A 14,186-nucleotide genomic window follows, 5' to 3' on the forward strand; every position below is an offset into this window, starting at 1 on the left:
CGCGCCGTCGCTACATGAAGCGCCCGGTCAGCCGGGCCGGCAGGACCCGCAGCAGCACGTCGATCGGCCGCCACGGCCACCCCGGCACCACCGCGCGCCGCGGTTCCCGCTCGATGGCGGCAACCATGGAGCGCACCCCCGGGACGGTGTCCGCCATCAGCGGCGTCTTGGCGACCCTCTCGTTGATCGGGGTGCGGATGTAGCCGGGCAGGACCGTCGTGACGACGATGTCCCCGCCCGCCAGTTCGGTGGCCAGGCCCTCGCCCATCGCCGCGACCGCCGCCTTGCTCGCCGAATACGCGGTCTGCGCCTTCGGCAGGCCGCGCACCGCGCTCATCGACGAGATCAGCACCAGGTGCCCGGCGCCGCGGGCCCGCAGCAACTCGAGGGCGGCCTCGGCCTGCGCCAGCGCACCGACGAAGTTGGTCTGCGCGGTCTCGAGATTGGCTTCCGGGCGGCCGGACCCGATCACCGCGCCCTTGCCGAGGCCCGCGTTGACCACGAACCGGTCGATACCGCCGAGCTCGCCGTCCAGCTCCGTGAAGACGCGGCGCACCGCGGCATGGTCGTTGACGTCCAGGGCCCGCACGGCGACGGTGATCGTCGGATGCGCGGCCAGCAGTTCCGCCCGCAACGCGTCCAGCGCCGCCACCCGCCGCGCGCACAACGCGAGGTTGCGGCCCTTCGCCGCGAACTGCCGGGCCATCTCGGCGCCCAGCCCGGAGCTGGCGCCGGTGATCAGGATGCTGGTGCGGGTCTGCCGCGTTGCGCTCACGGGCACCCACCCTGCCATTACGGTGGAACCCATGACCACCACGACGGACGAATACGACGTCATCGTGATCGGCGGGGGGCCCGCCGGGGAGAACGCGGCCGCCTACGCCATCGCCGGATCGTCTCGCACCGCCGCCATCGTCGAGCACGAACTGGTCGGCGGCGAGTGCTCGTACTGGGCATGCATGCCCAGCAAGGCACTGCTCCGGCCCGCGGAGGTACTCGGCTCCGCCCGCGCCATGCCGGGGGTCCGCGGCCTGGTGGGCGTCGGCCGTCTCGACGTGCCCGCGGTGCTGCGCCGGCGCGACGCCGTCACCCACAATCACGACGACTCCGGCCAGGTGTCCTGGGCGGAGTCCGTGGGCATCGAGGTGATCCGCGGGGCGGGCTCGCTCGGCGGCGAACGGACGGTGCTCGTCACGCGGCCGGACGGGCCCACCCGCACCTTGCGCGCCCGCTCCGCGGTGGTGCTGGCCACCGGCAGTACCGCCGCGCTGCCACCGGTCCCCGGCCTCGCGGCGGCACTGCCGTGGACCTCGCGTGACGCCACCAACCTGCGGGAGGTGCCCGCCCGGGTGGCGATCATCGGCGGCGGCGTGGTGGCCACCGAGTGCGCGAACTGGATGCTCGCCCTCGGGGTGCGCGAGCTGACGCTGCTCGTCCGCGGCGACGCGCTGCTCGCGTCCGCGGAACCCTTTGCCGGCGAACTGGTCACGCGGTCGCTGCGGGAGGCAGGGGCCAGCGTGCGGTTCGGTGCCCGGCTGCAGTCGGTCGAGCGCGAGAACCCGGAGGACACCGGCATCGGCCGCGTCCACGGCGGGCCGGTCACCCTGGTCGTCGACGGCGAGCCGCTCGTCGTCGACGAGGTGATCGTCGCGGCCGGGCGTGTTCCCGCGACCGCGTCGTTGGGGCTCGCCGAGGCGGGCGTGGTGGCGACCGGCTCCGGACACGTCGCCACCGACGAGCATCTGACCGTGGCAGGCATTGCCGGACAGTGGCTCTACGCGGTCGGCGACGTCAACGGCCGGGCGCCGCTCACCCACATGGGCAAGTACCAGGCCCGTGTGTGCGGGGACGTGGTCGCGGCCCGCGCGGAGGGCCGCGACCTGGACGGCCCGCGCTTCACCGCGCACGCCGACCACGACCAGGTGCCGCAGGTGGTCTTCACCGACCCCGAGGTCGCCTCCGTCGGCCGCACCGAAGGCCGGGCCCGCGCCGACGGACTCGACGTGGAGACCGTCGAGGTGCCGATCGCGGTGGCCGGGTCCTCACTGGCCCGAGACGATTTCACCGGTCGCGCCAAGCTGGTCATCGACCGGACCACCGACACGCTGGTCGGCGCCACCTTCGCCGGCACGGAGGTCGCCGAGCTGGTGCACGCGGCGACGGTGGCCGTGGTCGGCGCCGTACCGATGGACACGCTCTGGCACGCCGTCCCGTCGTACCCGACCGTGAGCGAGGTGTGGCTGCGGCTGCTCGAGGCCCGCCGTGGCTGACCCGCTGCTCGTCCACACCGCGGAGGGCCCGGTACTCGGGCGCGAGCAGGGCGGGCTCCGGTCCTGGCACGGCATCCCGTACGCCGCGCCGCCGGTGGGCGAGCTTCGGCTGCGGGCGCCGCAGCCGGTGGCGACCTGGACCGCGCCCCGCGAGGCGCTCGAGTTCGGTTCGGCCGCACCGCAGTCCGGCCGGTTCGGCCGCCACTCCGGTGGCACCGACGAGGACTGCCTGACCCTGAACGTGCTCACCCCCGCCGTCCGCAGCATCAACCCGCGGCCGGTCATGGTGTTCATCCACGGTGGCGCATACAGCGGCGGGACCTCCCGATCCACGATCTACCGGGGCGACGAGCTGGTCCGCAACGGGCACGTGGTGTACGTGTCGCTGAACTACCGGCTCGGCGCGCTCGGCTACCTCGACTTCGGCGAGTACTCCACGCCGGAACGCACTTTCGACTCCAACCTGGGCCTGCGTGACCAGGTGGCCGCACTGGAGTGGGTGCGGCGCAACATCGCCTCGTTCGGCGGCGACCCGGACGCCGTCACCGTGTTCGGCGAGTCGTCCGGCGGCAACGCGGTCACCACGCTGATGTGCACGCCCGCCGCGCGCGGACTGTTCGCCCGGGCCATCGCGCAGAGCCCGCCCGCCGCGTCCGCGTACGGCCCGCACCGGTCGAAGATCTGGGCGAGGGAGTTCCTGGAACTGCTCGGCGGGGCCGACGACCCGGTCACCGCGCTGACCACCGCGAGTGCCGAGACCCTGACCCGGGCCGGTGACGCGCTGGCCGCCCGCGGCGCGGACGAGGCGCCCGGCACCCGCGCGTTCGCCCCACTGGTCGACGGCGAGTTCCTGCCGCGGCACCCGCTCGACGTCTTCGCCGACGGGCACCAGCACCGGGTGCCGCTCGTCATCGGCACCAATGCCCGTGAGGGCACGATGTTCCCACGGTTCCTCGACATCATCCCCACCGACCCGGTGCGGATCGAGAAGATGTTCGCCGAGACCGACCCGGCGCTGAAGGCCCGGATCCTGGCCGCCTATCCCGGCTACCCGGACCGCGCGGCCGCCGTACAGCTCGGCGGCGACGTCACCTTCTGGGAGCCGTCCGTCCTGGTGGCACAGGCCCACGCGGCGGTGGCGCCCACCTACGACTACCGCTACGACTTCGCACCGCGCCTGCTGCGGGCCACCGGATTCGGCGCCACCCACGGAACCGAACTGCTCGCGGTGTTCGGCGCCGCCGACCGGCTGCTCGGACGCGGGGCGACGGTGCTCGGCGGCCGGAAGGGGTTGCGCGCGGTCACCTCGATCGTGCAGTCGCACTGGCTGCACTTCGCCCGGCACGGCGAGCCCCTGCCGACGTGGCCGCGGTACACCGCCGAGCGCCGCGAGACGATGGTCGTCGACACGGTCGCCCGGGTCGAGCACGACCCGCACGCCGAGCTGCGTCGGGCCTGGATCGGCTACCAACACCGCCGCTGAGCGGTGTCCCGACGATTCACTTGAGCAGCTTGGACATCCGCCGATCCGCGAGGACCTTGCCGCCCGTCTGACAGGTCGGGCAGTACTGGAACGAACGCTGCGCGTACGACACCTCGCGCACCGTGTCCCCGCACACCGGGCAGGCCAGGCCGGTGCGGGCGTGTACCCGCATGCCGGAGCGCTTCTCCCCCTTGAGCCGCGCCGCGTCCTGACCGACCGAGCGGGTGACCGCGTCGGTCAGCACCGATCGCATCGCGGTGTGGAGGACGGCCACCTGCTCCTCGGTCAGCTTGTTCGCCGTGGCGAACGGCGACAACTGCGCCACGTGCAGGATCTCGTCGGAGTACGCGTTGCCGATCCCGGCGAGCACGCTCTGGTCGGTGAGCGCGGACTTGACCCGCTGGCCGGTCTTGGCGAGCAGCCGGGCGAACGCCGCCTCGGTGACGTCGAGGGCGTCGGGCCCGAGCTTGGCGATGGTCGGCACCTCGGCCGGGGTGCGCACCAGCCAGACCGCGAGCCGCTTCTGGGTACCCGCCTCGGTGAGGTCGATCGCCGGGTTGCCGCCGTCCGGGGCGAAGAAGTGCACCCGCAACGCCAGCGGCCCCTTGCCGGGCTTGGGCGGCGCGTCGGCGGGGTGGTCGACCCAGCGCAGCCAGCCGGCCCGGGACAGGTGGGTGATCAGCCACAGCCCGTCCTCCTCGCCGCACCGGATGCCGAGGTGCTTGCCGAACCGGGCGGCGCCGCTGACGTCGCGGCCCGGCAGCGTCGAGAGCGGCGGGTCGAAGGTCTTGAGCACGCTCAGCGCCGCGACGTCCACCCTCCCGATCACCGCACCCACCGCATGGGTGCGCAGGAACTGTGCCAGGGCCTCTACCTCGGGCAGTTCGGGCATGCGACCAAGCGTAAGGCGTCAGCGCCGGATCAGATAGGTGTCCATGATCCAGCCCTTGCGTTCGCGCAGCTCGGTGCGGACCCGGACGATCTCGTCCTCCACCTGACGCAGGTTCCCGGAGATCAGCACCTCGTCGTCGGTGCCGAGGTAGGCCCCCCACCAGATCTCGGCGTCGTCGCCCGGGACCTGGGTGAAGGTGCAGTCGGCGTCGAGCATCACCACGGCGTCGTCCACCCCGTCGGGCAGGCCCTCGCGCAGCCGGCGGCCGGTGGTGATGTGGACCGGACGACCGATCCGGTTGAGCACGATCCGGTGCTGGGCGGCCAGCGACTGCACGCTGGTGACGCCGGGGATCACCGCGTAGTCGAAGTCGGCGTTGCCGCGCGCGAGCACCCGCTCGACGATCCGCAGGGTGCTGTCGTAGAGCGAGGGGTCGCCCCAGACCAGGATCGCGCCGACGCCGTCGACGGCGTCGAACTCGGCCTCGAAGACCGCGGCCCGCCGGTCGTGCCAGTCGTCGACGACGCCCTCGTAGTCCGACGGCGTCCGGTCGCGCGGCGGGTCGGCGATGTCGACCACCCGGTACGGCCCGCTCATGTGCTCGTCGAGGATGCCCATCCGCAGGTCCACCAGGTCCTGCTTCTCGTCACCCTTGCCGATGACGAAGAAGACGTCGGCCCTGTTCATGGCCTTGACGGCCTGGATGGTCACCTGGTCGGGGTCGCCGGCACCGATGCCGATCACGAGGAGCTCACGCATGTGAAGCAGGTTAGCTGTGGCCGCGCCCACGCAATTACACTCGCACCCGTGCACACTCCCTACGAAGACCTCCTGCGCCTGGTCACGGCGACCGGCACCCCGAAGGCCGACCGCACCGGAACCGGCACCCGCAGTGTCTTCGGTCACCAGATGCGCTTCGACCTGCGCGAGGGCTTCCCGCTGGTCACCACCAAGAAGGTGCACCTCAAGTCCATCGTCTACGAGCTGCTGTGGTTCCTGCGCGGCGAGTCCAACGTCAAGTGGCTGCAGGACCACGGCGTCACCATCTGGGACGAGTGGGCCTCCCCCGAGGGCGAGCTGGGCCCGGTCTACGGCGTGCAGTGGCGGAACTGGCCGACCCCGTCGGGCGAGCACGTCGACCAGATCGCGCAGGTGATCGAGACCCTCAAGTCGGACCCGGACTCGCGCCGGATGATCGTCTCGGCCTGGAACGTCGGCGAGATCCCGCAGATGGCGCTGGCCCCCTGCCACGCCTTCTTCCAGTTCTACGTCGCCGACGGCAGGCTCTCCTGCCAGCTCTACCAGCGCAGCGCGGACCTGTTCCTCGGCGTGCCGTTCAACATCGCCAGCTACGCGCTGCTCACCCACATGGTGGCCCAGCAGGCGGGGCTCGAGGTGGGCGAGTTCATCTGGACCGGCGGCGACTGCCACATCTACGACAACCACACCGAGCAGGTCGCCGAGCAGCTGAGCCGCGAGCCCTACGAGTACCCGACGCTGAAGCTGCGCAAGCGGGACTCGATCTTCGACTACGAGTTCGAGGACGTCGAGATCGTCGGCTACCGGCACCACCCGGCCATCAAGGCCCCGGTGGCCGTCTAGTGATCGGTCTGATCTGGGCGCAGGACCGGTCCGGGGTGATCGGCCGCGACGGCGCGATCCCGTGGCGCATCCCCGAGGACATGGCCTACTTCAAGGACGTGACCACCGGCCACCCCGTGGTGATGGGCCGCAAGACCTGGGACTCGATCCCGGCCCGGTTCCGGCCGTTCAGCGAACGGCGCAACATCGTGGTCACCCGCGACCCCCACTGGGCGGCCGACGGCGCCGAGGCCGCGCACTCGGTGCCCGACGCGCTGGCCCTGGCAGGCGACGGCGAGACCTGGATCATCGGCGGCGGACAGATCTACACCGCCACAATGGATCTCGCCGACAGACTGGCGGTGACGGAGGTCGACCTGGACGTCGAGGGCGACGCCCACGCGCCGCAGATCGGCCCGCAGTGGTCCCCCGACCACACGGGGGACTGGCAGACCTCCAGCCGGGACGGCGTCCGGTTCCGGTTCCGCACCTACGTCCGACGCTGACTCGTTACCCCACCCTCGACCCTCTTTCGCGTGACGTGGGTCATACTGCTGGGGCAGGTGACAGACCCACCTTCGAGAGGCACGAGATGGACAAGAAGTCGCTGACCGCCGTTGCGCGGCAACAGCTCAAACTCGCCGCCGCCGCCTCGAGCGGCCGCAGTTCGCAGACGCTCGTCGGGGGCCATTCCCGCGCCCTCCGGCAGACGGTGGTCGCGCTGCGCGCCGGCGAGGGCCTGGCCGAGCACGACAACGCCGGGGACGCCACCCTTCTGGTCCTGAGCGGAACCCTGTCCCTCGTCGCCGGCGAGAACTCCTGGAAGGGCTCGACGGGCGACCTGCTGGTCATTCCGCAGGCCCGGCACAGCGTCGAGGCCCTCGAGGACGTCGCGTTCCTGCTCACCGTCGCCAAGTAGCACGCGACCGAGACCGCGGCGGGCGCGTAGGTTTGGGCGCCATGAGCGAGTTGTTCGAGCGCGACGGCGTGCACGGCCACCTGCACCGTCCGGACGGCGAGCCGGTGGCCGCGTTGCTGCTGGCGCACGGCGCCGGCGGCAACTGCGAGGCGCCGCTGCTGCGCCGCGCGGGCGACGAGTTCGCCGATCGCGGGCTGCTGGTGCTGCGCTACGACCTGCCGTTCCGGCAGCGGCGGCCGAAGGGTCCGCCCAGCCCGTCCACCGCGAACCAGGACCGGGACGGCATCGCGGCGGCCGCCGCCGCGGTCCGCGGACTCGCCCCGGGACCGCTGCTGCTCGGCGGGCACTCGTACGGCGGCAGGCAGTCGTCGATGCTGGCGGCCGAGCGCCCCGAGATCTGCGACGGCCTGCTGCTGTTCTCGTACCCGCTGCACCCGCCCGGCAAGCCCGAGAAGGCCAGGACCGCACACCTTCCGGACCTGCGCTGCCCCTGTGTCTTCGTGCACGGCACCCGCGACCCGTTCGGTACGCCGGACGAGCTCCGGGAGGCGCTCACCCTGGTGCCCGCCCCGACCGAGCTGGTGCTGGTCGAGGGCAAGGGACACGACCTGGCCCCGGACCGCAGCGACGCCGTCCCGCGCGCGGTGGCCGCCGCCACGCGGGCCTTCGCGCTGCCCACGCCCCTACCGGAGGACCCGCGATGACCACCGCCCCGCAGCCCGTGATCGAGGCCGCCGTTGCCGCCTCGCCCGACCTCCTCTGGCAGGCCCTGCGCGACCCGGCCCGGATCCGGCGCTGGCACGGCTGGGAGTACGACGGCGAGGACGGCCTGGACGCGGAGATCACGCAGATCTACTTCGACGGGGTGAGCGAGGACGCGTCGTCGCGGACCCTGACCCTGCAGGGCGGCGACCGCTTCACCCTCACCCCCTGCGGCGACGCCACCACCGTGCGGATCACCCGGACACCCAAGGGCCGCAACCCGGAGTGGGACGACTGGTACGAGGACATCACCGAGGGCTGGACCACCTTCCTGCAGCAGCTGCGCTTCGGCCTGGAACGGCACGACCTCGCCGAGCGCCGCACCCTGCACCTGGACGGGCCGACCGGCGGCGTCACTGCCGCGCACCTGCTCGGGGTGGACGCCGTCGTGGGCGACCCCGGTTCCCGGTACTCGGCGACGGCGGCGACCGGTGACCCCCTGAGCGGCACGGTGTGGTTCCGCTCCCCCACCCAGCTCGGGCTGACCGTGGACGGGTGGGGGCCGGGGCTGCTGATGCTCGGCGTCCTGCCCGGCAGCCCGCAGCGCCCCGACGGAGGCGCTCAGATCGTCATGAGCACCTACGGCCAGGGCGCCGAGGAGTTCGCGGCCCTCGCGGACCGGTGGGGCAGCTGGTGGGACACCCGCGCGAGCGCGGGCAGCTGCGACTGCGGCTGAACCGCCGCCCTCGACCGGCCTTGACCTGCGTCGACGTCGACGAGGGTCCCGGCGCCGCGGCCACCGAAACCGCGTTTGCCAGTATGGCGTGATGGGTATCAACCTGCTGATCGTCGAGGACGACGACCGTGTCCGGGCCGCGCTGCGCCTGGCCCTGGAAGACGAGGGCTACGACGTCGACGAGGCGCCGGACGCGGAATCGGCCCTCGACCACCTGCGACGCTGTGGCCCCCCGGAGGTGATGATCGTCGACCTGATGCTCGGCGCGATGGACGGTTTCACGTGCATCCGGCTGGTCCGGCACAACCACGACGTCCCGATCATCGTGGTCAGCGCACGCGACGACACCCACGACGTGGTCGCAGCGTTGGAGGCCGGTGCCGACGACTACGTCACCAAACCGTTCGAGATCAAGGAGATCACCGCCCGGATGCGGGCCCTGCGGCGACGCGCGGGTGCCACGAGCTCGGCCAGCGCACCGCCCGACATCGTCCTCGAGCCGGACCCACACCTGCCACTGGTGCTCTCCCCCGGCGGCGGCATCGTCCGGCGCGGCGACGAACAGGTGCACCTGACGCTGACCGAGTTCCGACTGCTGTGTGAGCTCGCCCAATCGCCCGGCCTGGTGCTCAGCCGCAGCATCCTGCTGGAGCGGGTGTGGGATCGCGGCTTCTTCGGTGACGAGCGGATCGTCGACGTGCACGTGCGTCGGCTGCGGACCAAGATCGAGAAGGACTCCTCGGACCCGCGCATGGTGGTGACAGTCCGCGGACTCGGCTACCGGTTCGATGCCCCGCGGTAGCCTCCGCCTCCGGCGACGAGGGCTGCGCGACCGGATCATCCTGTCGTTCGCGGTCGGCGCCGCACTCGTGTCGCTGGCGCTCTCCCTCGCCGTCTTCACCACGAGCCGCGAGTACATGGTCGGCCAGCGGGAACGGTCCGCGCAACGGCAGACATCCACCCATGCCGACTTCGTGCGCAGCCTGCTGTATGCGTCCGACGCGTCGGCAGAGGAGATCCTGCGTGCGGTCGACCTGCCCGCCGACACCGTACTGCTGCTCGACCGGCAGTCGACCTGGTCCACCTCCGACCCCGGGATTTCCCCGTCGCTGCTGCCCGACGAACTGCGCGCCGCCTCTGCGGACGAGGGCAACGCGACGGTGCACGCCACCATCGCCGGCCACCCCTACATCGGCGTCCGACTGGTCCTCAACGACGCCGGCGACATCCTGTACGAGCTGGCCCCGGTGGTCGAACTGCACTCCACCCTGCAGATCCTGCGCATCGCGCTGGTCTCCTGCGCACTGGCCACCACCATCGCCGGTGCCGCGGTGGGCTTCTGGGCCAGCCGTCGTGTGCTGAAGCCGCTGCACGAGCTCGCGGGAACCGCCGCCCGGATCTCCGGCGGCGACCTCGACAGCCGACTGACTCCCACCTCCGACCGCGATCTCGACACGATCACCACCTCGTTCAACGTGATGGTCGACTCCCTGCACCAGCGGATCGAGCGCGAACGGCGGTTCTTCGGCGACGTCAGCCACGAACTGCGCACCCCGTTGACCACGCTGATCACCAGCGTCGGGGTGCTCGACCGGCAACGCCACGAGATGCCCGAACGTTCCGGCCGGGCACTGGATCTGATCAACGCCGAACTGGACCACCTCCGCCGCCTCCTCGACGATCTGCTCGCGCTGGCGCGATCGGAGGCCGGACTGCACCAGGACGAACCGGAACCGATCTCGGCGGCAGACCTGTTGACACACACCATGGTCCGCTCGAAACGCTCCCCGCAACTGGTGACGGTCGTGGACGACGGGCACGTCGACGGCCGCAAACTGGCGCTCGAGCGGGCGCTGACCAACCTGATGGACAACGCAGACCGGCACGGCGGCGGCCTGGTCGGGGTCACCGTCCGCAGGCTCGAGGCGCAGGTGGTCATCGAGGTCGACGACCGCGGTCCCGGTGTCCCCGTCGTGGACCGACAACGAATCTTCGAACGGTTCGCCACCGCGCATCTCGGTCGCCGGTCCGCCGCCGGCGGCGGTACCGGGCTGGGACTCGCCTTGGTCGCCGAAACCGTTGCCGCGCACGGCGGAAGGGTCTCGTGCGGAGAGCATCCCGGCGGTGGCGCCCGATTCACTGTCGCCCTCCCGCACGTTCCCGGGCCCCTCACGGTTCCGTAACGCAATCGCAAAGTAGGCGACAGGGCCAGCTCAACATCGTTCGAGCACCCTGGGACTCCCGACTCCAGAAGGGAGCACCATGCCCGACAACCTCGCCACGGCCGCTCGTGCGGAGACGATGACCCTGCGTCGACCACGGCTGTCCGACGGAACCCGGATGTGGCAGATCGCCTGCGACTCCGGGGTCCTCGACGTCAACTCCAGTTACGCCTACCTACTGTGGTGTCGCGACTTCCGCAACACCTCGGCGGTCGCCGAACTCGACGGCCGCGTGGTCGGATTCGTCACCGGATACATCCGCTCCGAAGCGCCGGACACCGTGTTCATCTGGCAGGTGGCGGTCGACGCGGCCGCGCGCGGCCGCGGGATTGGCGTCGCCATGCTCGACCGAGTCCTCACCCGGGTACGGCCGTTCAGTGTTCGGTTCGTCGAAACCACCATCACCGCACAGAATTCCGGCTCGATTGCGATGTTCACCTCGCTTGCGAGGCGCCATGACACCGGCATCTACTGCCGCCCACTGCTTTCGGCGGATCATTTTCCGGACACGCACGAGACCGAGGACCTCTACACCATAGGACCGATCCACAAAGGCGGACATCGATGACCACCGTGCTGGCGCCCGACACCACCATCTTCGAGCAACGCGAATCCGAGGTACGCAGCTACAGCCGGGCCTGGCCGGCGGTATTCACCCGGGCCCGCGGCTCCTGGATCCAGGACGAGGCCGGCCGTGACTACCTCGACTTCTTCGCCGGCGCGGGCGCACTGAACTACGGCCACAACAATCCCGTCCTCAAGCGTGCCCTGCTCGAATACCTGGACTCCGACGGCATCACCCACGGACTCGACATGAACACCGTCGCCAAGCGCCGGTTCCTCGAGACCTTCCAGCGCAACATCCTCGCGCCCCGTGGCCTGGACTACAAGGTCCAGTTCCCCGGACCCACCGGCACCAATGCCGTGGAGGCCGCACTCAAACTCGCGCGCAAGGTGACCGGCCGCTCCTCGATCGTCAACTTCACCGGCGCCTTCCACGGGATGACCCTCGGCTCGCTGTCGGTGACCGGAAACTCGATGAAGCGGGCCGGTGCCGGTATCCCGCTGGTGCACTCGACACCGATGCCGTTCGACAACTACTTCGACGGCGAGATGCCCGACTTCCACTGGTTCGAACGCGTCCTCGACGACACCGGCAGCGGACTCAACCGTCCCGCCGCCGTGATCGTCGAGACCGTCCAGGGCGAGGGCGGCGTCAACGTCGCCCGGCCCGAGTGGCTGCGAGCCCTCGCCGACCTCTGCTCGAGCCGCGGGATCCTGCTGATCGTCGACGACGTGCAGATGGGCTGCGGCCGTACCGGCCCGTTCTTCTCGTTCGAGGTTGCCGGCATCACCCCCGACATCGTCACCCTGTCCAAGTCGATCGGCGGCTACGGCCTGCCGATGGCCCTGACCCTGATGCGGCCCGAACTCGACGTGTGGGCCCCCGGCGAGCACAACGGCACCTTCCGCGGCAACAACCCGGCCTTCGTCACCGCCACCGCCGCGCTCGAGCAGTACTGGTCCGACGGCATGCTCGCCCGGTCGGTGCGCACCAAGGGCGATCAGGTGCACGCGGCACTGGCCGACCTGGCGGGCCGCTTCGACGGCCTCAGCGCCCGCGGACGCGGCCTCGTCCAGGGCCTGGCGTTCACACGTCCGGAGCAGGCCGCAGCGGTGTGCCGCACCGCCTTCGACGCCGGCCTGCTCGCCGAGACCGCCGGCCCCACCGACGAGGTAGTGAAACTTCTTCCACCACTGACCATTTCAACCGACGAATTGGCACTCGGACTGAACATCCTCACCGAGGCCGTGGCCTCCGTGTGCCGAGAACAGGAGCAGCGCGCATGATCGTGCGTACCACCGACGAGATCACCGACACCGACCGCGACGTCACCAGTGCCGACGGAAACTGGCGTTCCAAGCGCATCGTCCTCGCGGGCGACGCCGTCGGGTTCTCCTTCCACGAGACCACCATCGCCGCCGGAACCGTCAACGAGTTCCACTACGCCCACCACGTCGAGGCGGTCTGGCTGATCGCCGGCGACGGCATCCTCACCGACCTCGACAACGGCGAGGTCCACCAGCTGCGGCCGGGCACCATGTACCTGCTCGACGGCCACGAGCGGCACCGCGTCGAACCGGTCACCGAGATGCGGATGCTGTGCGTGTTCAATCCGCCGGTGACCGGCCGCGAGGTGCACGACGAGCACGGGGTGTATCCGCTGGTCGAGGACCCGAGCCGGGTCTGACCCCTACTCGGGCGAGACCGGCGGCCGGACGATCAGCACCGGGCAGTCCGCGGTGTTCATCAGCGCGTTGCTCGTCGACCCGAGCAGCATGCCCTTGAAGCCGCCACGGCCGTGGCTGCCGACCACCAGCAGCTGGGCCCGCTCGGAGTACTCGCTCAGGACGCGGACCGGACGGTCGCGGCTCACCACCCGCTGCACGGTCACGTCCGGGAACCGCTCCAGCCAACCGGCCAGCCGCTCCGAGAGCACCGCCTCCTCCGCGGTCTGGATGGCGCTCCAGTGCGGATCCGACTCGGTGGCACCGAGCGAGGGCTGGACCGACACGTCGCTCCAGACGTTCACCGCGACCAGCGTCGCCCCGCGGGTGGACGCCTCCTCGAATGCGACGGCCACCGCCGCCTCGCTCACCTCGGAGCCGTCGACGCCGACGACGACCGGCCCCTGGGTGGGCGGCCGGCCGTCGAGCGTGCGTCCGCGGACCACGGCGACCGGGCACGTCGAGTGCGAGGCCACCGCCCGGGTCACGGAGCCGAGCACCGCCCCGGTGAACTCGCCGAGGCCGCGGCTGCCGAGCACGATCATGGTTGCCTCGGCCGAGTACTGCAGCAGGATGTCGGCGATCCGGCCCTCGTGCAGCTTGGTGTCCACCTCGACGTCGCCGAGTTCCTCGGCGACGGTCCGGGCCAGCACCGCGGCACCGTCGAGGTGCGCGCGGCCGGCGTTCTTCAGGTCGTCGCTGTACCCGCGGGCCAGGTAGGGCTCGGAGTAGTAGTACGAGGGCACGTGGACCACCGAGACCAACACCAGCGGGATCCTGCGGATCGCGGCGGTCCGGGCCGCCCACACCACTGCCGCCGACGACGACTCCGATCCGTCCACTCCGACTACGACGGGCTTGCCTGCGCTCACGATTGTCCTCCAGGTGTCCGGGGTTTCACCGATTGTGCCCCCCAGACCCATCGCGCGGGGCGCACCCCGCCGCCGGGGCACCCGAAGTCCGAGGCGGCCGAGGCGCTGTGTGAGAAACGGCACCACCACCGGTGCACGTGTGTGCCCCGGCTGCGCCGCGCGGCTGACCCTCCCGTTACGCCGCCGGACCGATGCCGCGGCGGGCGTCCGGCGCTAGGTT

The 14,186-nt window shown here is 71.3% G+C and carries 16 protein-coding genes; 12 read left to right on the top strand and 4 right to left on the bottom strand.

Features of this window, described 5'->3' with window-relative positions; translation table 11 throughout:
- Positions 1-10: 10 nt before the first annotated feature.
- Positions 11-775, bottom strand: a complete 765-nt coding sequence (locus ACFO6S_RS06740) for an SDR family oxidoreductase (RefSeq protein WP_378415331.1) — start codon at positions 773-775, stop codon at positions 11-13.
- A gap of 31 nt (positions 776-806) precedes the next feature.
- On the opposite strand from ACFO6S_RS06740, the gene ACFO6S_RS06745 reads away from it, so the two are divergent.
- Together ACFO6S_RS06745 and ACFO6S_RS06750 are read left to right on the top strand one after the other, a co-directional pair.
- On the top strand, positions 807-2,270 hold the full coding sequence (locus ACFO6S_RS06745; protein ID WP_378415332.1) for a dihydrolipoyl dehydrogenase family protein: 1,464 nt from the start codon (positions 807-809) through the stop codon (positions 2,268-2,270).
- Positions 2,263-3,753 (top strand): carboxylesterase/lipase family protein, encoded by a 1,491-nt coding sequence (locus ACFO6S_RS06750; RefSeq protein WP_378415334.1) that lies wholly within the window; start codon positions 2,263-2,265, stop codon positions 3,751-3,753. The genes ACFO6S_RS06745 and ACFO6S_RS06750 overlap by 8 nt, the downstream gene beginning before the upstream one ends.
- A 16-nt stretch (positions 3,754-3,769) precedes the next feature.
- Here the strand turns inward: ACFO6S_RS06750 and ACFO6S_RS06755 are convergent, their stop codons facing one another.
- Both ACFO6S_RS06755 and cobF read right to left on the bottom strand, forming a co-directional pair.
- On the bottom strand, positions 3,770-4,645 hold the full coding sequence (locus ACFO6S_RS06755) for an Fpg/Nei family DNA glycosylase (RefSeq protein ID WP_378415335.1): 876 nt from the start codon (positions 4,643-4,645) through the stop codon (positions 3,770-3,772).
- Positions 4,646-4,663: 18 nt separating this feature from the next.
- Positions 4,664-5,404 carry a precorrin-6A synthase (deacetylating) gene (gene cobF / locus ACFO6S_RS06760; protein ID WP_378415337.1) on the bottom strand — a complete coding sequence of 247 codons (741 nt, stop codon included), beginning with the start codon at positions 5,402-5,404 and terminating at the stop codon, positions 4,664-4,666.
- A gap of 48 nt (positions 5,405-5,452) precedes the next feature.
- Between cobF and ACFO6S_RS06765 the strand changes: the two genes are divergently transcribed.
- The 10 genes from ACFO6S_RS06765 to ACFO6S_RS06810 all read left to right on the top strand — a co-directional run bounded on the left by ACFO6S_RS06765 (position 5,453) and on the right by ACFO6S_RS06810 (position 13,057).
- Entirely contained in the window at positions 5,453-6,247 is a 795-nt protein-coding gene (locus ACFO6S_RS06765) for a thymidylate synthase (RefSeq protein WP_378415338.1), read from the top strand.
- A complete protein-coding gene (locus ACFO6S_RS06770) occupies positions 6,247-6,732 on the top strand; it encodes a dihydrofolate reductase (protein WP_378415340.1) in 486 nt (161 codons plus the stop codon). The genes ACFO6S_RS06765 and ACFO6S_RS06770 overlap by 1 nt, the downstream gene beginning before the upstream one ends.
- Positions 6,733-6,818: 86 nt before the next feature.
- Entirely contained in the window at positions 6,819-7,145 is a 327-nt protein-coding gene (locus tag ACFO6S_RS06775; RefSeq protein WP_378415342.1) for a cupin domain-containing protein, read from the top strand.
- Positions 7,146-7,186: 41 nt separating this feature from the next.
- Positions 7,187-7,849 carry an alpha/beta hydrolase family protein gene (locus ACFO6S_RS06780; protein WP_378415343.1) on the top strand — a complete coding sequence of 221 codons (663 nt, stop codon included), beginning with the start codon at positions 7,187-7,189 and terminating at the stop codon, positions 7,847-7,849.
- On the top strand, positions 7,846-8,583 hold the full coding sequence (locus tag ACFO6S_RS06785; RefSeq protein WP_378415345.1) for an SRPBCC family protein: 738 nt from the start codon (positions 7,846-7,848) through the stop codon (positions 8,581-8,583). Before ACFO6S_RS06780 ends, ACFO6S_RS06785 begins: the two co-directional genes overlap by 4 nt.
- A 91-nt stretch (positions 8,584-8,674) precedes the next feature.
- The gene (locus ACFO6S_RS06790; protein WP_378415346.1) at positions 8,675-9,385 is read left to right on the top strand and encodes a response regulator; all 711 of its coding nucleotides are present in this window, start codon (positions 8,675-8,677) and stop codon (positions 9,383-9,385) included.
- The gene (locus ACFO6S_RS06795) at positions 9,372-10,766 is read left to right on the top strand and encodes an ATP-binding protein (RefSeq protein WP_378415348.1); all 1,395 of its coding nucleotides are present in this window, start codon (positions 9,372-9,374) and stop codon (positions 10,764-10,766) included. The genes ACFO6S_RS06790 and ACFO6S_RS06795 overlap by 14 nt, the downstream gene beginning before the upstream one ends.
- A gap of 79 nt (positions 10,767-10,845) precedes the next feature.
- Positions 10,846-11,373: a diaminobutyrate acetyltransferase gene (gene ectA / locus ACFO6S_RS06800; RefSeq protein ID WP_378415350.1), complete on the top strand. Its 528-nt coding sequence runs from the start codon at positions 10,846-10,848 to the stop codon at positions 11,371-11,373.
- Positions 11,370-12,656 (top strand): diaminobutyrate--2-oxoglutarate transaminase, encoded by a 1,287-nt coding sequence (gene ectB, locus ACFO6S_RS06805; RefSeq protein ID WP_378415351.1) that lies wholly within the window; start codon positions 11,370-11,372, stop codon positions 12,654-12,656. The genes ectA and ectB overlap by 4 nt, the downstream gene beginning before the upstream one ends.
- Positions 12,653-13,057 (top strand): ectoine synthase, encoded by a 405-nt coding sequence (locus ACFO6S_RS06810; protein ID WP_378415353.1) that lies wholly within the window; start codon positions 12,653-12,655, stop codon positions 13,055-13,057. Before ectB ends, ACFO6S_RS06810 begins: the two co-directional genes overlap by 4 nt.
- A gap of 3 nt (positions 13,058-13,060) precedes the next feature.
- Here the strand turns inward: ACFO6S_RS06810 and ACFO6S_RS06815 are convergent, their stop codons facing one another.
- Positions 13,061-13,966 (bottom strand): universal stress protein, encoded by a 906-nt coding sequence (locus ACFO6S_RS06815; protein WP_378415354.1) that lies wholly within the window; start codon positions 13,964-13,966, stop codon positions 13,061-13,063.
- Positions 13,967-14,186: the final 220 nt, after the last annotated feature.

This window comes from Rhodococcus kronopolitis, assembly GCF_042654025.1.
Taxonomy (GTDB): Bacteria; Actinomycetota; Actinomycetes; order Mycobacteriales; family Mycobacteriaceae; genus Rhodococcus_G; species Rhodococcus_G kronopolitis.

Bases quoted from the DNA above. Each gene is read 5' to 3' on its own strand.
- ACFO6S_RS06745 (WP_378415332.1), top strand. From the start codon at position 807: ATGACCACCACGACGGACGAATACGACGTCATCGTGATCGGCGGGGGG.
- ACFO6S_RS06755 (WP_378415335.1), bottom strand. From the start codon at position 4,645: ATGCCCGAACTGCCCGAGGTAGAGGCCCTGGCACAGTTCCTGCGCACC.
- cobF (WP_378415337.1), bottom strand. From the start codon at position 5,404: ATGCGTGAGCTCCTCGTGATCGGCATCGGTGCCGGCGACCCCGACCAG.
- ACFO6S_RS06775 (WP_378415342.1), top strand. From the start codon at position 6,819: ATGGACAAGAAGTCGCTGACCGCCGTTGCGCGGCAACAGCTCAAACTC.
- ACFO6S_RS06780 (WP_378415343.1), top strand. From the start codon at position 7,187: ATGAGCGAGTTGTTCGAGCGCGACGGCGTGCACGGCCACCTGCACCGT.
- ACFO6S_RS06785 (WP_378415345.1), top strand. From the start codon at position 7,846: ATGACCACCGCCCCGCAGCCCGTGATCGAGGCCGCCGTTGCCGCCTCG.
- ACFO6S_RS06790 (WP_378415346.1), top strand. From the start codon at position 8,675: ATGGGTATCAACCTGCTGATCGTCGAGGACGACGACCGTGTCCGGGCC.
- ACFO6S_RS06795 (WP_378415348.1), top strand. From the start codon at position 9,372: ATGCCCCGCGGTAGCCTCCGCCTCCGGCGACGAGGGCTGCGCGACCGG.
- ectA (WP_378415350.1), top strand. From the start codon at position 10,846: ATGCCCGACAACCTCGCCACGGCCGCTCGTGCGGAGACGATGACCCTG.
- ectB (WP_378415351.1), top strand. From the start codon at position 11,370: ATGACCACCGTGCTGGCGCCCGACACCACCATCTTCGAGCAACGCGAA.
- ACFO6S_RS06810 (WP_378415353.1), top strand. From the start codon at position 12,653: ATGATCGTGCGTACCACCGACGAGATCACCGACACCGACCGCGACGTC.